The organism is Larkinella terrae (assembly GCF_009668025.1).
In the GTDB taxonomy this organism is placed as follows: domain Bacteria; phylum Bacteroidota; class Bacteroidia; order Cytophagales; family Spirosomataceae; genus Larkinella; species Larkinella terrae.
Window position 1 is genome coordinate 132,232 of record NZ_WJXZ01000001.1, and the last position, 19,718, is coordinate 151,949.

16 protein-coding genes are annotated in these 19,718 nt (G+C 51.3%); 4 read left to right on the top strand and 12 right to left on the bottom strand.

Features of this window, described 5'->3' with window-relative positions:
• Positions 1–74: 74 nt before the first annotated feature.
• Positions 75–887, bottom strand: coding sequence for an orotidine-5'-phosphate decarboxylase (gene pyrF / locus GJJ30_RS00515; RefSeq protein WP_154172039.1), 813 nt, complete (start codon positions 885–887; stop codon positions 75–77).
• Positions 888–1,023: 136 nt separating this feature from the next.
• On the opposite strand from pyrF, the gene rfbC reads away from it, so the two are divergent.
• Both rfbC and GJJ30_RS00525 read left to right on the top strand, forming a co-directional pair.
• Positions 1,024–1,569: a dTDP-4-dehydrorhamnose 3,5-epimerase gene (gene rfbC / locus GJJ30_RS00520; RefSeq protein WP_154172041.1), complete on the top strand. Its 546-nt coding sequence runs from the start codon at positions 1,024–1,026 to the stop codon at positions 1,567–1,569.
• 190 nt (positions 1,570–1,759) lie between these two features.
• Entirely contained in the window at positions 1,760–2,530 is a 771-nt protein-coding gene (locus GJJ30_RS00525; protein WP_154172043.1) for a tyrosine-protein phosphatase, read from the top strand.
• Positions 2,531–2,555: 25 nt separating this feature from the next.
• Here GJJ30_RS00525 and GJJ30_RS00530 read toward each other — a convergent pair whose 3' ends face one another.
• Entirely contained in the window at positions 2,556–3,248 is a 693-nt protein-coding gene (locus GJJ30_RS00530) for a type 1 glutamine amidotransferase domain-containing protein (RefSeq protein ID WP_154172045.1), read from the bottom strand.
• Between the two features lie 186 nt (positions 3,249–3,434).
• Between GJJ30_RS00530 and GJJ30_RS00535 the strand changes: the two genes are divergently transcribed.
• Positions 3,435–3,836 (top strand): hypothetical protein, encoded by a 402-nt coding sequence (locus tag GJJ30_RS00535; protein ID WP_154172046.1) that lies wholly within the window; start codon positions 3,435–3,437, stop codon positions 3,834–3,836.
• On the opposite strand, the gene GJJ30_RS00540 is transcribed toward GJJ30_RS00535, so the two are convergent.
• From GJJ30_RS00540 to GJJ30_RS00585, 10 genes are all read right to left on the bottom strand, one after another.
• Positions 3,833–4,261 carry a hypothetical protein gene (locus GJJ30_RS00540; RefSeq protein ID WP_154172047.1) on the bottom strand — a complete coding sequence of 143 codons (429 nt, stop codon included), beginning with the start codon at positions 4,259–4,261 and terminating at the stop codon, positions 3,833–3,835. The genes GJJ30_RS00535 and GJJ30_RS00540 overlap by 4 nt on opposite strands.
• Positions 4,262–4,490: 229 nt before the next feature.
• Positions 4,491–5,519, bottom strand: a complete 1,029-nt coding sequence (locus GJJ30_RS00545; RefSeq protein ID WP_154172048.1) for a DUF6807 domain-containing protein — start codon at positions 5,517–5,519, stop codon at positions 4,491–4,493.
• 117 nt (positions 5,520–5,636) lie between these two features.
• Positions 5,637–6,986, bottom strand: coding sequence for a Gfo/Idh/MocA family protein (locus GJJ30_RS00550; RefSeq protein WP_154172049.1), 1,350 nt, complete (start codon positions 6,984–6,986; stop codon positions 5,637–5,639).
• Between the two features lie 229 nt (positions 6,987–7,215).
• The gene (locus tag GJJ30_RS00555) at positions 7,216–7,959 is read right to left on the bottom strand and encodes a 3-keto-disaccharide hydrolase (protein ID WP_154172050.1); all 744 of its coding nucleotides are present in this window, start codon (positions 7,957–7,959) and stop codon (positions 7,216–7,218) included.
• Between the two features lie 83 nt (positions 7,960–8,042).
• On the bottom strand, positions 8,043–8,966 hold the full coding sequence (locus GJJ30_RS00560) for a sugar phosphate isomerase/epimerase family protein (protein ID WP_310588182.1): 924 nt from the start codon (positions 8,964–8,966) through the stop codon (positions 8,043–8,045).
• A gap of 152 nt (positions 8,967–9,118) precedes the next feature.
• The gene (locus tag GJJ30_RS00565; protein WP_154172054.1) at positions 9,119–10,831 is read right to left on the bottom strand and encodes a RagB/SusD family nutrient uptake outer membrane protein; all 1,713 of its coding nucleotides are present in this window, start codon (positions 10,829–10,831) and stop codon (positions 9,119–9,121) included.
• A gap of 48 nt (positions 10,832–10,879) precedes the next feature.
• The gene (locus tag GJJ30_RS00570; RefSeq protein ID WP_229312883.1) at positions 10,880–14,095 is read right to left on the bottom strand and encodes a SusC/RagA family TonB-linked outer membrane protein; all 3,216 of its coding nucleotides are present in this window, start codon (positions 14,093–14,095) and stop codon (positions 10,880–10,882) included.
• 63 nt (positions 14,096–14,158) lie between these two features.
• On the bottom strand, positions 14,159–14,995 hold the full coding sequence (locus tag GJJ30_RS00575) for a FecR family protein (RefSeq protein WP_154172056.1): 837 nt from the start codon (positions 14,993–14,995) through the stop codon (positions 14,159–14,161).
• A 239-nt stretch (positions 14,996–15,234) separates the two neighbouring features.
• On the bottom strand, positions 15,235–16,092 hold the full coding sequence (locus GJJ30_RS00580) for a CAP domain-containing protein (RefSeq protein WP_154172058.1): 858 nt from the start codon (positions 16,090–16,092) through the stop codon (positions 15,235–15,237).
• 116 nt (positions 16,093–16,208) lie between these two features.
• Positions 16,209–17,645 (bottom strand): T9SS type A sorting domain-containing protein, encoded by a 1,437-nt coding sequence (locus GJJ30_RS00585; RefSeq protein WP_154172060.1) that lies wholly within the window; start codon positions 17,643–17,645, stop codon positions 16,209–16,211.
• Between the two features lie 360 nt (positions 17,646–18,005).
• Here GJJ30_RS00585 and GJJ30_RS00590 point away from each other — a divergent pair, with 360 nt between their 5' ends.
• Positions 18,006–19,697 carry an AMP-binding protein gene (locus tag GJJ30_RS00590; protein ID WP_154172062.1) on the top strand — a complete coding sequence of 564 codons (1,692 nt, stop codon included), beginning with the start codon at positions 18,006–18,008 and terminating at the stop codon, positions 19,695–19,697.
• The last annotated feature ends 21 nt before the right edge of the window (positions 19,698–19,718 follow it).

Here is a 19,718-nt window from a genome sequence, read left to right on the forward strand (position 1 = left end):
CGAAAAGTCACATTTCCAGCTTAATTCTTACTCTCTCATTCTTAACTCATAACTTTTAACTTATCACTCTTAACTCAAAGAAAGCCTGCCATTTCCTGCTGCAGGGTGCGGGCTTCGTCGGCGGCTCGCCGGGCAAAATCGGGGCCATCGGAGGCATACAGGATGCTGCGCGACGCGTTAACCAGTAAGCCGCACTGACTATTCAGCCCGTAACGCGACACTTCAGCCAGACTGCCACCCTGCGCGCCTACGCCCGGAACGAGCAGGAAATGATTCGGAATCAGGGTGCGGATGTGCGCCAGTTCGTCGGTGCGGGTGGCGCCTACCACGTACATCATCCGGTCGGCTCCCGCCCAGGTTTGCGAGGTACGAATTACTTTTTCGTAGAGTTTTTCGCCCGAAACCGGTAACTGCTGAAAGTCGGCGCTGCCGTTGTTGGAGGTTAATGCCAGCAAAATCACCCATTTATCCTCAAATTCAAGAAAAGGCTCGACGGAATCGCGGCCCATATAGGGCGCCACGGTGACCGAATCGAAATTCAGACCCGACGAAGCCGGATCGAAAAACGTGCGGGCGTATAAACCGGAGGTGTTGCCAATGTCGCCCCGCTTGGCATCGGCAATGGTAAAGCAATTTTCAGGAATATATTCCAGGGTTCGTTGCAGGCTTTCCCAGCCGCGCGGCCCCTGTGCTTCGTAAAAAGCGATGTTCGGCTTGTACGCTACGGCATATTCCGCCGTGGCTTCGATGATCTGTCGGTTAAATGCCGCCACCGGGTCCGGTTCCTGCCGGAGATGCGCCGGAATTCGTCGGATATCGGTATCCAAACCCACACACAAATAAGACTTTTTAGTTAAAATTGTCTGGTACAACTCCTTAGCCGTCATTACTAGTTCGTCTACGAAAATGAAATTAGTTGGATTCCTTAAAAAGGTGAGCCTCAAAATTACTGGAAGTAGATAGAGTTTCCTAAATTTGTCCGCTGATGCCGGACAAACCGGTTCAGTAGGCCAACCGTATTTCATGCAGATTATCAAAACGTCGATCGAAGGGTTGATCGAATTGCGCCCTAAGACATTTAAGGACTCCCGGGGAAGTTTTCTGGAGACGTATAATCAACCGGTTTTTGAGAGTTTGGGGATTCCCGCTCATTTTGTGCAGGATAATCAGTCATTTTCAGTAAAAGGCGTCTTGCGTGGATTGCATTTTCAGAAAGAGCCTTTTGCCCAGGGTAAGCTGGTGCGGGTCATTACCGGCAAAGTGATGGACATCGCCGTCGACCTGCGCGAAGGTTCGCCCACATTCGGCAAATACGAAGCCTTTATTCTGGATTCAGAAAGTAGCAATATGGCTTATATTCCGGAGGGATTTGCCCACGGTTTTGTAGCGCTGGAAGACAGCATTTTCAGTTACAAGTGCACCAATGTCTACAACAAAGCCTGCGAGTCGGGCATTATCTGGAACGACCCGGATCTGAACATCGACTGGGGAATCGACAATCCGATCGTGTCTGATAAAGACCAGATTCTGGCCGGTTTCCGCGACCTTTACCCGCAATCGTTAGCCTGACTTTAAACGAACGGATAGGATTACTGAGCCGCCCTGATGGGCGGTTTTTTTTGTATCTCGTTAACTAACTATTACTACCCACATTGTTAGTTTTGGCACGATTCATGTCCGTTAAAGATGGATAGTGAGGGTGCCGTGCCAAACTTTCGTTTGCTGCGCAGCCCTCTTAACTTCATAGTTAGACAGAACAATGCCTTTCGGTTTTCTGACTCGTTCCCGTTCAAAATATGCTAAGCCTGACTCATCGGCGGCCGGTTCTGAGCTTCGCGTCGATGTACATGCCCAACTGCTGCCCGGCAGTCAGGACGGAACCGATTCGGTTGAACACAGCATCAGCCTGCTCCGTGAACTGGCGGCCCTCGGCTATCGGAAAGTGATCGCAACCCTCCACATCATGGACGGTTTTTATCAGAATACCAACGACAGCATTTTTGCGTCGGCCTCCCTGCTGAAATACGAATTACAGAAACTGAAAATCAATATTGAAATTGAGGTTGCGGCCGAATATTTTGTCGATATCAATCTGTTGCGGGTCCTTTATTCCAAAACCGAATTATTGACGTTTGGTCAGAATACGACCGAGCGGTATTTACTTTTCGACACCAGTCTGGTAAAACGCCCTTTTGAACTTGACAAGGTCATTACGGCCCTTCAGCAGCGGAATCTGGTACCGGTTATGGCTCATCCTGAGCAATATATCTATTTGCAGAAGAACCCCGAAGCAATGCGGGAGCTGCATTACCAGGGGGTGAAGTTCCAACTGAATATGCTTTCCCTGTCGGGACATCCTTCGCGGGAAGCCCGGAATCTGGCCGAATGGATGGTCGATCAGCGACTGGTCTCATTCATCGGAACGGACATTTACCACGAAACGCAATTGCCCGCGCTGAAACAAACCCGGAAACTCCCCTATTATCAGAAAGCGCTGGACGGCGGTTTATTGAACAATTCCCTGATTTAGTCAATTGATGGCTCCAGCCATCCGCCTATTTCTCAAACATCTCTTCCATTACTTTTTTGCCAACTTTTCGGGCCGACAGCGGATTCTGACCGGTCACCAACCGTTCGTCAACTTCGATGAAAGGCAAAAAAGGAATCAGACTTCTACGGTACAACGCCTTTTGTTTTCGCAGCTCGTCTTCCAGTAAAAAGGGCACTTCGTCCGTCAGGCCCAGCAACTTTTCTTCGATGTTGGCAAAACCCGTAATCTGCCGGTTTTCGATCAGCAGGCTTCCGTCTGACAAGCGCACGTTTAGCAATCCCCCAACACCGTGGCAAACCGCAGCTACCATTCCACCGCTTTCGTAAATCTGGCGGGTAATGAGCTGCAAGCGTTCATTATTCGGGAAATCCCACATTGTCCCGTGTCCGCCGGTAAAGTAAATCAACTGGTAATCCGCCGGATTGACGTCCTCCGGTCTGAGTGAGTTTTCCAGTTTTTTGCGAAACTCCGGGTTGTGATACCACTTGTCGTTCGTGTTGTCTTTCCGTTTCAAACTCCGCTCATCAATCGGAACCGCTCCGCCTTTTGGACTCACGATGTCATACGGCAGGTCTTTGTCCGACAACTCATCGTAAAAATGCGTAGCCTCGCTTAACCACAGACCCGTTTTCTGCGGCCTGGTTTTGTAATCGGTATGGTTGGTGCAAACGATGAGTACACGGATGGAAGAATTCATAACTACCTGGGCGAATGATCTGAATAAACAAATATCCGCAAAATCACCGAAAAGAAGGCGGTAGTTTTTTCCGAAAACTACCGCCAACTAAAATTCTTCATATGTTGAGACAGACCATTAGTTTGTTTGGATTATTTCATTATTTTTGGGTTAACCGTACTGAAAACTTGTAAATAACCGATTATCATGAAAACCGTATCTTACGACTCGATCAAAGCTGATCAGGCCTGGATCACCGTAACTCAACTTCTTCAACGCCGAAATCAACTCCTCGCCGACGGAATTAAATTTCTAGAAAAACATTCCGCCGACCAGGCGCTGGCGGGCCGATTAGTCGTTATTCAATACCATTTACGCGCCACGGTTCGGCGGCTGGTGGACGAAACCTCCACTGCGCAATCGCCGGCTCAGTTGGCTCAACAGGTGAAACGGCAGTGGCTTATGGTTCATCAGCTTAATTTTTTGCTGCGCCAGATCGACGATGAGTTAAGCAAAATGGGCGTCAGCTACCCCAATTTCCGTTCGTGGATCAATACCAAGCAAAAGCACTTTTCCTATAAAGCGCCTTCCGGTTTGTTCCTCAATTAGTTGCAACAATCGATTAACTGTTTTTCGGCCTCAAACTGCTGTAAGCCTTTTCTTAATTTTTCGAGGTCTTCAACGGGCCAGTCCAGGCGTTTGTTAGACGACATCCGCCGAAGTCTCAACTGAGTAGCCTGTTCCAGCCGCCGACGTTTCCCGGCGGGCATTTGCAACGCCTGATTCATAAACGGCACCAGTTGTTTTTCCAGGCGAACGCAGGCGATTTCGGATAAACCAAAATACGCTGCCAGTAACCGCACTTCGCTTACACGCCAGAGGCCCGGTTTCTGGCGACGTAAACGAATGGTATTTTCCGTTAAGCGAACGGTTTCGCTCAAGCCACGACTGTCGACATCGCCGTCTTTCATGCGCCACATAATGGCTTTGAAGGTGTTCAGGTACGAGTCGAGTAACTGCTGAAATGATTCCATTAATTAATCTTTGAATGTGATTTGGGTTAACTTCAAAGATTATATTCAAAAAAAAAGCCATCTGACGGATCAGATGGCAGGAAGTGACTTATCGCAACTCCTTGAGTAGTATGCAGCTTAACTCGTAACTATTACAGAATTAGCATTAATTACATGTAATGATTGCCCAAAGAATGGTTACACGTAAACGCCACTGGCAATTACTATGCCTTGTTGCCGTTCCCTGGACTTAATTCGCCAGTTGATTCACTTTCTGGTTTAGCGTTTCGTCCGAAACCGTACCCGAAGTAATCAATACCTCGTATTTGAACGTCACGGATTTACCGGCGGGCAGCACGTAGTTCATCGGCTTGTCTTTGCCTTCGCTCATAATGCTGGGAGCCAGTGGATTGGCGGCATACAAACCGTAGCCCCGCGAGTGCCAGTAGGTCGGATAACCGACGTTTTTCGGATTATCGATAATCGCAACCGAAACGTTTTCGCCGTTGATGACGCCCGTCAGGTTCATCCATTTGGCACGGGTTCCCCATACTTTTTCGCCTTCAACGCCTTCGCTGCTTTTGTATTTGCCGGTTACACCCGAGTTGTCCATTTGCGCCACTTTGGTAGCGACCCCGCTGGCATCCGTAAACACTTCCGGTTTGTTCGACGGGTGTTCCAGCTGACGAGCCAGCCGAATGGCGATCATGCCCTCTTTGTTGTCCTTAAACGTAACGTCCTTGTCCAGCGCCTTCAGCGTGGTGGTGCGATCAATGGTGCGGTCTTTGGCCGTTCCGCGAAAAACAAACGTAGTCGTTTCCTGGAGCATCGGTTTGCCGTCTTTATCCAGCCAATCGGCGGTTACAACCAGTTCACCCACGTCCTTACCGCTTTTCAGGGATTTGATGGCGGTGTGAACGATGGTGCCAAACGGACCGCCGTGGCCTTTCACATCATTGGAGTTATTCCAGAAATCGTGGCCGTTCACGTCGCCGTAATTCAGCCACATGCCAACGTGGTGGGGGTGGTCAATCCGTTCGCCCGGCCGGGGGTCCATCGGCCAGCCCCGGGTAATGAAGTTTCCGCCAGCGGTCCGGATTGGGTACAGAACCGGTTTTTTCAGCACATCCGGTCCCGGATAAATGTAGGAAGTAAACGGTTTTCCGTCGATCGTCACATCCACGCGTTTCTGCGCGGTATTATTGATTAATTGCACGGACTGCTTCTGAGCCATCGCACCAAACGCCAACAGGCAGAAGGCCAAAGTGAGTTTTTTCATTTTCAGGTGGCTATTTATGGGAACGCGGATTAGACGGATGCCACAGATTCGAACAGATAAATCTGTTTAAATCCGTCCAATCCGTTTAATCCGCGTTCCTACCAAATTCAATCAAAATTAGACTTTAACGGTTTTTCCACTCGCCAGGATTTCCTGCTTGGTGTTATCAAAGGTAACCCGCTCACCAGTCTGGTAAGCGATGGTCGACATGATGCTGGCAACGGAGTGATTATAGCCGACTTTGGCCGGTGCATTCGGTTCTTTCCGGCTGCGAACGCACTCCATCCAGTTCCGCATGTGCGCCGAAGTCATCGGGTCAGCGCCGGTATTGGCCGAAGTCACCTGTTTTTCGCCCGTAGTCGCCAGCGACTGTGCAGTCAGCAAATTGGCTTTCATGCCCATTTCAGCCGCAGCTTTCGCTTCCAGACCACCTTCGGAAGAAATTTTGTTCGTATCCAGGTTGATCATACCACCGTTCGAGTAGTACAACTCTTTGGTTCCGCCCGCTTCGTTGTTCATCCGCGAGCTATACAGCACCTGAAACCCTTTGCTCTTGTCGTCGTCCGGGCCGTAATCGAAAACCGCCGTGAATGTATCGGGGTTTACGCGTCCGTCTTTCCAGACGTAAATACCGCCGTTGGCCACCACGCTGCGTGGGTGATCGTAGCCACTGAACCAGTGTACGGTATCGATCTGGTGTGACATCCACTGACCCGGAATACCGGACGAATACGGATAGAACAGACGGAATTCCAGGTATTTACGCGGATCCCACTCCACCTGCGGCCGGTTCATCAAATACCGCTTCCAGTCGGTATCTTCTTTCCGGATTTCGGCAACCAGTTTGGGCCGACGCCAGCGCCCCGGCTGGTTGACGTTCCAGGTCATTTCAACCATCGTAATGTCCCCGAATTTACCCGATTTGATGTATTCATTGGCAGCCCAGTAGTTCGGCGTACTCCGGCGCTGTGAACCCACCTGAACAATTTTCTTGCTTTTTTCGACGGCTTTCAACGCCTTGCGGGCATCCTCCAGCGATTCGGCAAACGGTTTTTCGACGTACACATCACGTCCGGCATCAACAGCTTCCGCACAGTGCAGGGCGTGCTGGAAATCCGCCGTACTGATGATCACGGCGTCCACATCCTTGCGGTCGTAGAGTTCGTCGTTGTTGCGGCATTTGACAAAGTTGTCACCGCTGATAAATCCTTTTTCCTTCAGATACGCCTGCGCTTCGTCGCGCCGACGGCTCCAGATATCGGAAACCGCCACAAACTCGAAGTTAAGTTCTTTGGCGTGGCCGGCAAAACTGGGGGCCAAAGCGCCCCGAAAGCGGTCTGAGAAACCGACAATACCGACCCGAACACGGTCGGCAGAGCCGAGAATGCGGGCATAACTGGCGGCTGAGAAACTCATTCCGAGTCCCGCCAGAGCAGATTTCTTTATAAAGTCGCGACGATTTTCCATGCAGCTGGTCGTTTAAATGATAAATACAATACGTCTGAATGCTGACAAAAGACTAGTACTGAAAGACTTATTTCTTGAAAGTCTACTGTAAATAGTTTACGGTTTACAGAACTTCCGTGTTCGTTATTCGATATTCAGTATTCGTTATTCGATATTCGGTGTTCGACATTAAGGTACGTAATAGCGAACACCGAATATTGAATAACGAATAATGAAGTTGATTGCGGGTCTACAAGGTTTTTATCTTGATATTCCGGAAAGCAACCCGGTCGCCGTGGTCCTGCAGCAGGATATGTCCTTTGGGGGCTTCGCCGAAACGACCGTGGGCATTATACGACGGCGCTTTGTACTTGCTCTGGGCAACCTCATTCCGGAATGCTTCGCTGCCCCGCTCGTATTCAACGACTTTTTTGCCGTTTAGCCAGTGCTCAACGTGCTTGCCTTTCGACACCACGCGCCCCGTGTTCCACTGGCCGATCGGGTTGGCCTTCTTATCTTTGGCCGGAATCAGGTCGTAAAGGGAGCCAACGGTCCGGTTTCCGTTGCGGCCCAGTTTCGCATCCGGGTGTTTGTCATCGTCCAGCACCTGAAACTCCAGGCCGTACGCCGAGCCTTTGGGTTTGGGAGATTCTTCCACCACAAAATACTTCAAACCGCTGTTGGCGCCTTCGGTCAGTTTGAAATCAAACATCAGGTCGAAATCGCCGTATTCGCCATCGGTTACAATGTCGCCGTAGTGCGTCGATTCGGAGCCGTCCGTTTTCGAAATGACCAGCGAACCGTCTTCGATCAGCCAGCCTTTTTCGGGGAAATTATCCTTGTAAGCGCCCCGCCAGCCTTTAGACGTTTTTCCGTCGAAAAGCAGTTGCCAGCCTTCTTTTTTCTCCCTCGCAGTCAATGTGTTAGGCGCCTGCGGATTTTCGGCGGCAATCAGGCTTACCCATAAAACCGCTGTAATCAGTAATGCTTTCATACCTATTGGGTGATTGAGTGAATGAGCGGTTGAGTGAGCGGTCCAGTATTCACTCAATCGCTCATTCACCCAATCACAATTATTTAAAGTGGGAAATTGAGCGTTTTGGTGATGTAATCTTTATTGATTTGCGCGCATTGCAACGGCGTTTTGTTCGTTTCCGGAACCTGATCGAGTTCGACGACACCCCAGCCTTTGAATTTGATTTTCTCCAAAGCCGCAAAAACCGCCGGAACGTCAACATTCCCCTGCCCCAGTTCCACGAATTTATACGCTTTCGGATCATCCGGTTTTTCCGGCAACGGGCTTTTGGTATCCTTCAGGTGCAACGCGTGCAGCACGTCTTTGTATTGCAAAACCGCCTTGGCCGGATCGCCCCCGCCCTGCTTATAATGCGCAATATCGAGCAGCAGTTTGACGTATTTCGGGTTCATTTCATGCACCAAAATATCCACCTCTTCGGGGGTTTCGCCCCACTGTTTCATGTGGTTGTGGTAAGTTGCCTGAACACCCAGGTCGGCGGTTTGTTTGCCCACCTCATTCATCACTTTAGCCAGTTGCTTCAATTCGTCGGTCGTTGGTGCCTGGCCACCTTTCCGCAAACTATTGGTCATCTGAAACGCCGAACCGCCCAACGCTTTCACAAAACTGGCGTGGGCGACGTGCGTATCAATGGTGCTCTGGAATTTCGCCGGATCAATTTCCACATTTCCGCTCGAAAACATCGCCAGTTTGATGTGATGCTGATCGAGCAACGCTTTCAGTTCCGACGGTTTGGCTTTGTAGGGAGCGAAGGTGTTGGCCCGAAGTTGTATGCCTTTATACCCCAGCGACGAAAGGTCTTTGATGGCCTGCTCGTCTTTGCCTCCCCAGGTAATGCCGGAGTAGCCGATCATCAGTCCCGATTTTTTGGCGGTTTCGGCCAACAGCTTGGTTTTAGTAGCCAGCACCAGCGCCGACAATCCGGCGGTGGCCAGAAACTGGCGTCTGTTCACGGTATTCTGTATCATCAATTTGTCCAAGTGACCGAACGTTTTATGGTTGAAAGATTCCAACACAAGAAGAATGCCCGCGCACGAATCTACTCAGCCCGGCCGCAAACAAACAGGCCCCGAACACGCTGGGCGGTTCGGGGCCTGAATAAGTTTAAGTGAGCTTTTCAGTACCCTGGATTCTGAGCAAAACCGGGGCTGCCATCGGCTCCTTTTTCCGTACGGTCAATTTGCGTTTGCGGAATGGGCCGCAGGTTATGCGTCTCTTTCACGTTCACGGCTCCCTGCGGATTGTATTTTTTAACCCGCTCAACCAGATTTCCCCAACGTTTTAAGTCCATCCAGCGCATTTGCTCGCCCATCAGTTCGCGGCCGCGTTCTTCCATCAGAAAGTCCATCGTCATGTTAGCGGCCGTGATTTCCATTGCGGCTTCCTTACCCGGCCAGGCGGCCCGGCGACGCACTACATTGATTGCGGTTGTCGCTTCGGCGGTTTTTCCCTGTTTTAATTGGGCTTCGGCCAGAATCAAATAGGTTTCGGCTAACCGGAACGCCAAATAATCCCGGCTGCCCGGTTCATAGGTCCGGTCCGGACGCAGGGGATCGAAGAACTTCGACAAGGGCAGGAACAAGGTTTCGGAGTAGGCACTCGGCACCAGAACCTGATACGGTTTTTTGGCCCGTTCGGCCAGCGGCATTTCGTAGCCCGGAATAAAAATGGCCGTATCGCCCGATTTGAACGTAACCGTTGCTTTCGATTTATCGAAGGCCGTGCTGTAGGTTCCGGGGTTATTGCTCAGCCACGTATCCCGGAACGACTTTTTATACCGGGAATCATTCACCCGATCCGCAAAAACCGTCTCCAGAGCGTAGGTGGTCGGGCGTAAGCGCCGGAATGGCCGGCCGTAAAAAATATCCCGCGTCATACCGGCCTGCGTATCGTACTGCATCCCGAAGAACAGGTGGAGGTTGTTCCCCCCGGTATTTCCCCCGGAACTGGCTAATGGCGGTGAGGCCGCATTGGTCAGCGGATCAGACGTATACTGAACCGAGAAAACGACTTCATCGTTGATTTCGCCCGCTCCCTGGGCAAATACGCTGGCAAAATCGGGGAGCAACTTAAACCCGTAGTTGGCAATAACATTCTGGGCATACGTCGCGGCTTTCGCATAATCGTCGGTTGCTTTCGCCGACGAGGTAGCTTTGGTCAGGTACACTTTAGCCAGAAGATGTTCCGCAGCGGCTTTCGTAGCGCGGCCGTAGTCCGACGATTTGGCTTTGTTCTCTAAATCCGGCAAGGCCGACTCAAGATCCGCCAGAATCGCTTTATAGATATCGGCTTCCGTGGCCCGGCTGGTTTTTTTGGTTGGCCCCAGCGTTTCCGTCAATCGCAGGTCGACCCCACCCCACTGCTGAACTAGGATAAAGTAGTAGTGGGCGCGCAGGAATTTGACCTCAGCTACCCGCTGCTTTTTCAACGCGTCACTAATACCGGTTGCGGTGGGAGCCCGATCAATCACCGCATTGCAGGTGTTGATACCCCGATACAGTTCTTCCCAGACCCCTTGCAGGATGTCGACGAAGCTATTCAGCTGCGTATCGTAGAAGTGGAAGCCTTTGTAACTGCCGTCGGAACCAGTTGCGTATAAGTCCGTCCCAAACTCGGTCATTGTCAGGCCCTGTTGCGTTGCGTAGAAACTCCGCAACGCAGCATAGGATGCGCGGACGGCATCTTCAAATCCCTTGGGCGTATTGATGTAATCGTTGCCGATGCTGGCAATTACTTTTTCATCCAGAACATCCTTACACGACTGGCCACCAAGCAGGAGTGCTGCCAGGCCCAAAATCCGGAATGATTTTATGGAAAATAGCGATTTCATATTTTAATAGCTGAAGATTGTAGTAAAGCAATGGAGCATTGCCGTTGCTTAGAATTTAATGTTTAAACCAAAGGTCGATACCCGGGTGGCTGGCGTCACGTTGTTGTTGATCGTACCATCGGCGGTTTCAGGATCGACGCCGTTGTATTTCGACCGGTAGGTCGAGAAGATAAACGGCTGCTGAATGCTGGTAAACACCCGCAACGACTGCAATCCCAGCTTCTGGGTCAGCTGGGTCGGGAACGTGTACCCAAAGTTGATGTTCCGAACTTTCACGAACGTGCCATCGAAGTAAAACAGGGCCGAGTTGTTGACAGGAAATTCCTGGTTGTGGTTGGGCCGTGGGAATTCGTTGGTTGGGTTATTGGGCGTCCAGTAATCCACTTTGATTTGGTTATACCGACCCGCCAGTTGGTTATTATCCCGGTGGAAACCGCTCAGGATGGTCTGGCCAAAACGACCGTAGACAAAGAACGACAAATCGAATCCTTTGAAATTGAACCGGTTGGTAATCCCACCGCTCCACGAAGGAATATCCGAACCCAGAAAGACACGGTCATCTGCCGTGATTTTTCCGTCCTTGTTGGTATCCTGAATCTTGATCATCCCAACGGCGCTCTGGTAGGTTTTGGCAACATCCGCTTCGCTCGTCTGCCAGATACCGGCTTTTTTGTAATCGTAGTAAGCCGTCAGCGGTTTACCGATAAACCACTTGTTTCCGACATCATCAATCGCTCCATTGTAGAGTGAAATGATGGCTTCCCGGTTGCGGGTGAAGGCAAAATCGGTCGTCCATTTAAAACCGCTTTTCGAATTGATATTGGTCGTCGAGATGCTGATTTCGATCCCCCGGTTGCGGGTTTCACCCACGTTGCGCGTAACGGCGTTGAAACCGATGGAAGTTGGTAACTGGTCCGAGAGCAGCAAGTCGGTGGTGTTGGTCTGATAAAGTTCGATCGAACCGGCCACCCGACCCCGCCAGAGGCTAAAGTCAATCCCGAAGTTGGAAGAGGTTGAGGTTTCCCATTTCAAATCAGGGTTCCCAATGGTGCTGGGGCGATAACCGTAAGCCGCCGTGTTGTTCCAGGCGTAAACGGTACGGCTCAACAATCCCTGCGTTTGATAGGGAACCACACCCTGGTTTCCAACCGAACCGCGGCTCACCCGGATTTTCAACTGATCCAGCCAGGAAACGTTTTTCAGGAACTCTTCATTGCTGATGTTCCAGGCCAGGGCAATCCCCGGGAAGTTACCGTACTTCGTATTTTCCCCGAAACGGCTCGATCCATCCCGCCGAAGCGTGGCCGTTACCAGATACTTATCTTTGTAGTCGTAATTGATCCGGCCCATGAACGAGTTGATCGTCCACTGGATCAGGTTACTGCCCACGCCCAGCACCAGGCTCGCATTACCCACGTTGTTATACTGCTGCGTCTCGGCCGGAACACCCTGTACCGACAGGTTACTGTATTCAAAATTATCCCGCTGAATGGATTGCAGGGCCGTTATGCCCAGGTTATGATCGCCGAACGTCTTGTTATATGTCAGGATATTTTCCAGCGTGTAATTGAATCCAAACTGATTATTGTTGGAAGCCGTTGGATCGCCCCCTTTCCGCTCGTTTGTTTGAGACCCAACAAACCGGCCAGCCTGCGAAACCGAGAAATCCGGTCCAAAATTAAGGCGGTATTTCAAGCCGTCGATAATCTTGGCTTCCGCATAAATACTGTTCAGGATGCGGTATTTTTTGATTTTGTCCACCTGCGCACCCGGTACAATTTCCGCTACCGGGTTGGTGAGCAGGGCGTCGTTGGTTGGCGAGAAGATGAGGTTTCCATTATCGTCGTACGGCCGGCCCAGGGGGTTTTGCTGAAGCGTAAAACCGTAGGGGTTCAAATTGGCTCCGTTCCGGACGCTATACATCATGTACGACGAAATCCCGGCCTTGAATATACTGTTGATTTGGTGATCAATGTTGGCCCGCAGCGAATAACGCGTGTAATCCAGGCCGGGGTTAATCCCTTTATCCTGAAAATAACCGGCCGAGATATAAAACTGCGTTTTATCATTCCCGCCCTGAATACCCAGCGAGTGGTTTTGCTGGAAACCCTGTTTCAGGATTAACGACTGATAATCCGTGTTCCGGTTGGCCGCAATACCGGCGGCTACGTTCGGGTCACCGCCCAACGGAGCCACGTGGGCGTCTGCATACGCATCGGCAACACCCGTCGGAACCGGTTTTCCACTCGCGTCATTGTATTCATTCGTCGACCGGTATGCTTCCCGCACAAATTCGGCAAATTCGGGCCCGTTAAACAAGTGAACCTTGTCCAGCGGATCAGTAACCCCGGCGTACGCATCGTAGCTGATGGTGGTTTTTCCGTTGGTATTGCCGCGCTTGGTGGTTACCAGAACAACCCCGTTGGCCCCTCTGGCTCCGTAGATGGCCGTTGCCGTGGCATCTTTCAGGATTTCTACCGAACCGACGTCATTGGGGTTTAAATCTTCGTAACCGCCGGTTACAAAATTGAAAGGCCGGGTGCCCAGCAATTCGTTCCGGTCGCCCGTCAGCGGAATGCCATCGACGACGTACAGCGGGTTGTTACCGGCATTGAACGACCGGCGGCCCCGAATCCGGATGGTCGGCGTTGCACCCGGTTTACTACCCGACTGCGCCACGTCAACCCCCGCTACGCGGCCCTGCATGGCCTGACCGATGTTAGTAATCGGCATTTCGGTAATCTGCTTGGCCGAAACGGACGAAATGGCACCGGTCAATTGGCTCTTTTTCACCGTACCGTATCCGACCACCACCACTTCATTCAGCGTTCGGTCGTCGGTTTTCAGCTGAATATCAACCGTAGAACGGTTTCCCACCGTAATTTCCTGGGTAATAAACCCAACCGATGAAATCACCAGTACGGCATTGTTGCTCGGAATGGCCAGCCGATAATTGCCTTCGGCATCGCTGGTGGTTCCGCGCGTTGAGCCTTTCACGGCGATGTTTACGCCCGGCAGTGCCGAATTGTCATCAGAACTCAGAACGCGTCCCGTAACCGTCCGATCCTGTAGGGCGGGGTCTGTCACAGTAACGGTTTTCGGGTTTGCAGCGCGAACGGCTGCCGGTTGCCGGTTTGGCCCGGTGGCTGCCTGAACCTGCAGACTGCCGGCCAGCAGACCGGCCAGTCCGCAGGCTCCCAAACGAGCGAGCAGCAGAGCCCCGTTTGGTTTCGCAAAATGGAAACGGGTAATCGTGTATTTCATAATAGAGATTGGTTGGTTAAAAAATAAATATGAATAGAAATTAGATTGTTGCTGGAGAAGGCACTAGGTGGAATGCACAACCGAAAAAAGTTGCCAGTCCGTGTCGTTGTGGATGTAAGATGTTTTGTTGTGAACGGTAACCGGTGCCGGTATTTCAACGGATTCACCGGGTTTCATCTCGATAATCTCCGGCTGGTCGTTCAGCATCAGTTTTATTTTACCGGCCGACAACTCTACCCGCGTTCCTTTTTTTCGTTGAGATACATTAAACCGGGTTCCCTGCACTTCCACGGTGAGCATTGCGGTGTGAACCCGGAACTTGCTGCCTTCGCCGGAACCGCTGCGCTGGGCTACGGTAAAGAAGGCTTCTCCTTCGAGCCAAACCGCCCTCGGTACTTCTTCGGACCAGACCCGCGCAAAACGAATCTGGCTATCGCCCACCAGTTTCACCAGCGTTCCATCCGGCAGTTTTACGGTTTTAGTCCCGCCAACCGGCGTACGGACGGTTTCCATTGCGTGTGACCACTGCATCCAGAGCACCCAGCCTACGAATAAAACAATACCGGCAGCCGCACTCACCCAGCGGAAAATATACCAGTTGGTGACCCAGCTCTGAATTTGGGGCTGCAATGGCTGCAACTCCGGCATTTCCTGAATCGACGACCGGATTCGCCCCCACAACGACACCACCTCCTCGCCTTCCATCGGCCGCGATGCCGGGCTGGAAGCCAGGCGGACCAGTTCGCGGGCGAAATCGACCGTTTCCGATTTGTAGGGGTGGTGCGCTAACCAACCTTCCCAATACGCCGAAACTTCGGCGTCGTCGGGATGCTGCACCCACCGGATAAACAATTCGTCAGCGGCTAACTCCTCGGCAGTATAGGCGGAGAAGTGCTTCATTTAGTATTATTAGCAGATAAAGTTTACTAAGGGTAGAAAGAAGACCGGCGAAATGTTCTACTTGCCGTACTTTGAAATTTGACGACAAGTCTTTTTTCCAACTCTTTCTTCGGGGAGGTGAGTTTCGTTCTTTCAGCGAAAATGCAACCAAAAAGGGGCTTTTCAGGATTATACTTAAGTAATTTTTCCAGAAAAATCGAAATTAATTAATCATTGAGAAGGTATCTGCCGGGCAGAATTTACGGAATGGAATAGGCACAATCGGCCGCCGGGTCCACCAGATTTACCACCACAACATGCCCCGTTCGCTGATACCCGGGGAATTTGGCGCAAGGCTGGTAGTCAACTTTGGTAGCCAGTCCAACCCCCAGAAACCCTTCGCTGCCGGCCGGACCACGGTTGTTGTGAAATCCCTCCCCGCCCGAAGCATCTTTGTCCTGAATCAACAGCGTTTCGCGGTGCCCCCAGGCCACGACGGCATCCTGATACAACCAGGAAAAAAGGGCCTGTTCCACGATAAAAACCGGCATTTCCAGAACCGGTTTGTCGCTGGAGTAATAGCAAAACATGTAAATATTCTCCGCCCGCGACATGAATTCATAGCATTTGCCTTTAAAAACCGCCTGGGCATTGATGCGTTGCAGGGCCGTGCGGCCGTCGTGGCTGGTGTGTCCAAAAAAATTATGCGCGGTCATATCGGAAGCGTGCGCCTGCGCAACCGTGTTCAGGTGCGTTTCCAGCGCTTCGAATGGCAAACCGGGGTTTTTGCCCGAACCATAATCGACAGTTGCCCGCGCCGTTCGTTCCTGATTCGCCAGAAACAACATTCGTTCGGCGGGGGAAATAAGGGAATAATTTTCCGGCAATGACAACGTACCGAGACTATTGACCGGTAGCTTCATCTGTTTTTCTTCCTGCCGCCGGGCATAATTGAACGCACTCACAACCTGATTTTGCGTATCGAAAACCGGAAAACCGTTGGGTGCCGCAGTATAAGCCAGATCCTTGGGCAGTTTAATATCGGCCTTCAGGTTCTTCGGTGCCTGACCGAACGCAAAGCAGTGGACGAATAGAAGAAAACAAACAATTGGGCGCATTACAGCGGTGTTATGGGCAGAACCGGTCCTTTTGCATAATTACGAATAAAACCGCAAAGGGCCACCACTCCGGTCAACGCCGAAATTGCTTCCGTTGCGGTTTTCGATCCGGCCTATTACTGACTGATGAGCAAACGAAGCACTTTCTGCACCCGGCCATCGGCGTCCTGAACTTTTACCCAATAGAGGCCCGTAGGCAGTTGTTGCCCCGGCACGACGGCCACTGAAGCAGTATTGGCAACGGTTCGAACGGGAAATTCCATTCCGGCGGTATTGACGAGTTTAACCCGAAGGTGATCGCTCCCGGAAGCAACCAGGGTAAACCGCCCGTCAACACTCGGATTGGGAAACAGATAAAAATCACGGTCGGCGGATTCAATCTGAACAGCTATTATTTTCGATAGTTCTGTTCGGCCGTTCGCATCGATTTGCCGCAAGCGGTAATAATAGGTTTCGCCCACCGTCACTTCCGCATCCGTCCAGTGGTAGGCACTCGTTTCGGAATTCGTCCCGTTTCCCGGTACAAAACAGATCTTTTCAAAGGCTTTGGCATCCCGGCTTTTCAGCACCTCGAATCCCAGATTGTTCTCTTCCCGGCCTGTCGACCAGCCCATTACCACTTTGCCTTCGCGCGAAACGCCGGAAAAAGAAAGCAAGCGGACCGGCAACGCGTCCGTAGTGTTGAAGGTACAGCTGGCATTCGCCGTCGGATCGGCAATGTTCATCACGACGACGTGACCGGCAAAACCGCCGGAACAGGAAGCCGAATAGGCGCCAACCTGCGTCGACGCAATCCCGATTCCCAGAAAGCCTTCGCTCGACGCACTGCCGTGATCATTGACGTAACCCCGGAGCGTGTTGGGCGGAGGAGCCAGATAAATGTCATCATTCTGAATCAACATGGCTTTTCGGTGCCCCCAGTTGGTGGCCGAGTCCCGATAAAGCCAGTTGAAAATGGCCTGTTCAACCAGAAAGGTCGGCGTGGTTGCACTGCTGCTACAGGCGACGTAAATATTTTCCGAATAGCCCATAGCAGTTTGGCAGGCTGCCGGATATGTATTGCCGACCCGGGTATCGGGCGTCGAGCCACCCGAGCCGGCGTGGGAAAAAACATTATTGGCAACCAGGTAATTAGCCTGCGTTTGGGCCGTGTTAACCAGGGCACTTTCAACCGCTTCCATCGGCAATCCGAGAACTGCCGTGGTTCCGGGATACACCTGACCAGCACGAGCGATCCGCTCCTGATTGATCAGAAACAACGCCCGGTCGTTGGGCGAAAAAGTAGCGTAGTTTGCGGGTAGCGACAACGTACCCAGGCTGTTGGCTGGCAGGCCCAACTGCGTTTCTTCGGCCCTCCGAGCCGCGTTAAAAGCCGCAACGATTTGGGAAGTACTGGAGAAGAAAGCACTGGGTGCGAAATCGGTTTGCGCTGGGGCTACCAACGCCACATTGGAGGTCAGATTCGTTGGAGATTGGGCGTATCCATTTAAAAGAATTGTACAGAAAAAAAGAATTGCGTTAAACCGTTGAAGAAAAAGTAAGGTTGTATTCATAATCCGGCTGGTTTTTGTTACCAATGAGGAACAGGTTTTTATTGAGACTGTTCCCAAACGATTAAGTAACAGTGCCCTACGAAAAAAATGTTGTTACCTCCACACTGACTGTTTAGTAACCGTTTCCAGCGATTATTAACTAATAATTTCCGTATTAACTACAATTATTTCAAAAACAAATACTATTTTACACCTTTGAGAGACTGTCTAAAATTTATATTTTTTTTCACTTTGCCCCCAACCCCCTAAAGGGGGCTTTGAAATGCCGATTAAAGCCCCTTTTGGGGGTAGGGGGCAGACCGAAGTAAGGGAAAATCTGAATTTTAGACAGTCTTTGATAGTCAGCCAAACTTTTTTGACATGAATACGCTACGCTCTGATTTCCGAAGAGGACAGACGCTGCTTGACTATTTCTATTATTGGGAGAAACAACAACCCAAAAAAGTCTATCTGCGGCAGCCTGAAGGTGACCGATATCGCGACTATACCTGGCGCGAGGTTGGAAAACAGGCCCGTACGTTGGCATCGTATCTCCATTCGCTCCATCTTCCCCCAAAAAGTAATATTGGTCTCGTATCTAAAAACTGCGCCCACTGGATTATTGCCGATCTGGCCATTTTGCTGAGTGGTCACGTTTCCGTTCCGTTTTATCCAACCCTGACTGCCAGCCAGTTGCATCAGGTGCTTACCCACAGTGAGTGCCGGGTGTTGTTCGTCGGGAAACTGGATAAATGGGACGACATGAAGGCGGGCGTACCGGAAAACGTACACTGCATTGCGTTTCCCCCATTTGCTTCGTCGGCCGCGCCCGACTTGGCTCAGGTGCAATGGGACGACATTCTGGACCGGTTTGAACCGATGACGGATAATCCGCAGCCGCATTCGGACGATTTATTTACCATTATTTATACGTCCGGCACCACGGGCAGTCCCAAGGGCGTGATGATGCCGTATAAAGCTATGATCAGCGCCATCGATTCCACCAAACCGCTGATGGGCCTCGACGTGCCGGACCCGCGTTTTTTTTCGTATCTGCCGCTTTGCCACGTCGCTGAACGGAACATTGTGGAAGCTCTCAGCCTCATTTCGGGCGGTACGGTTTATTTTGTCGAATCGATGGCTACGTTTGCACGGAACCTGGCGACCGCCCGACCTACGCATTTTCTGGGCGTTCCGCGCATCTGGCTGAAATTTCAGCAGAACATTCTGGCCAAACTACCGCAACACCGGCTCGACCAGTTGTTGAAAATTCCGCTGGTTTCCGGTTTTATCAAACGGAAACTGCGAATGGTGCTGGGTCTGAACGACGCCCGTTTGATCCTGACCGGGGCTGCACCTACGCCCGTCGCCCTGATCCGATGGTTTCGACAACTGGGCATCACCATTCAGGAAGCCTACGGCATGACTGAAAACCTGGGTGTGGTGTCGCTCATGCACGCCAATGTCATTAAAGACGGCACCGTCGGGATGCTTTTCAGCGGTATTCAGGTCAAATTCGATCCGGTTTCGGGGGAACTCATGACGCATTCCGACTGGACGATGCGGGGCTATTTTCGGGAACCGGAACTGACCGCAGCCGCTCTCGATCCCAACGGCTGGCTGCATACCGGCGATGTTGGCAAGCTCGACAAAGACGGTTTTTTAACGATCACGGGCCGGGTTAAGGAAATCTATAAAACCACTAAAGGCGAGTTTGTTGCCCCGGCGCAGATCGAAACCGGTTTTGCGGGCAATAATTTTGTCGACCAAATCTGCGTGGCCGTGGAGCAGTTGCCGCAGCCGATTGCCCTGATCGTGCTGTCGGAAACCGGTCTGAAAGCCGATAAAAATGTGGTTTCGCTAAGTCTGGAAGAAACCATCAAAGCCTTGAACCCGAATCTGCACACCTACCAGCGGGTCAAAAAAGCCGTGATTGTGAAAGATCCCTGGACAGTCGACAACGACATGATGACACCTTCGCTGAAAATAAAACGCAAAATCATCGAACGACGCTACGAACCCCACCTGCAACCGTGGTTTGAGCGGGAAGAGATGGTGATCTGGGAAGGCTGACGGTTTGTTTAATGAATAATG

Excerpts from the sequence above, each read along its gene's own strand:
- pyrF (WP_154172039.1), bottom strand. The coding sequence starts at position 887 with ATGACGGCTAAGGAGTTGTACCAGACAATTTTAACTAAAAAGTCTTAT.
- rfbC (WP_154172041.1), top strand. The coding sequence starts at position 1,024 with ATGCAGATTATCAAAACGTCGATCGAAGGGTTGATCGAATTGCGCCCT.
- GJJ30_RS00525 (WP_154172043.1), top strand. The coding sequence starts at position 1,760 with ATGCCTTTCGGTTTTCTGACTCGTTCCCGTTCAAAATATGCTAAGCCT.
- GJJ30_RS00530 (WP_154172045.1), bottom strand. The coding sequence starts at position 3,248 with ATGAATTCTTCCATCCGTGTACTCATCGTTTGCACCAACCATACCGAT.
- GJJ30_RS00535 (WP_154172046.1), top strand. The coding sequence starts at position 3,435 with ATGAAAACCGTATCTTACGACTCGATCAAAGCTGATCAGGCCTGGATC.
- GJJ30_RS00540 (WP_154172047.1), bottom strand. The coding sequence starts at position 4,261 with ATGGAATCATTTCAGCAGTTACTCGACTCGTACCTGAACACCTTCAAA.
- GJJ30_RS00545 (WP_154172048.1), bottom strand. The coding sequence starts at position 5,519 with ATGAAAAAACTCACTTTGGCCTTCTGCCTGTTGGCGTTTGGTGCGATG.
- GJJ30_RS00550 (WP_154172049.1), bottom strand. The coding sequence starts at position 6,986 with ATGGAAAATCGTCGCGACTTTATAAAGAAATCTGCTCTGGCGGGACTC.
- GJJ30_RS00555 (WP_154172050.1), bottom strand. The coding sequence starts at position 7,959 with ATGAAAGCATTACTGATTACAGCGGTTTTATGGGTAAGCCTGATTGCC.
- GJJ30_RS00565 (WP_154172054.1), bottom strand. The coding sequence starts at position 10,831 with ATGAAATCGCTATTTTCCATAAAATCATTCCGGATTTTGGGCCTGGCA.
- GJJ30_RS00570 (WP_229312883.1), bottom strand. The coding sequence starts at position 14,095 with ATGAAATACACGATTACCCGTTTCCATTTTGCGAAACCAAACGGGGCT.
- GJJ30_RS00575 (WP_154172056.1), bottom strand. The coding sequence starts at position 14,995 with ATGAAGCACTTCTCCGCCTATACTGCCGAGGAGTTAGCCGCTGACGAA.
- GJJ30_RS00580 (WP_154172058.1), bottom strand. The coding sequence starts at position 16,092 with ATGCGCCCAATTGTTTGTTTTCTTCTATTCGTCCACTGCTTTGCGTTC.
- GJJ30_RS00585 (WP_154172060.1), bottom strand. The coding sequence starts at position 17,645 with ATGAATACAACCTTACTTTTTCTTCAACGGTTTAACGCAATTCTTTTT.
- GJJ30_RS00590 (WP_154172062.1), top strand. The coding sequence starts at position 18,006 with ATGAATACGCTACGCTCTGATTTCCGAAGAGGACAGACGCTGCTTGAC.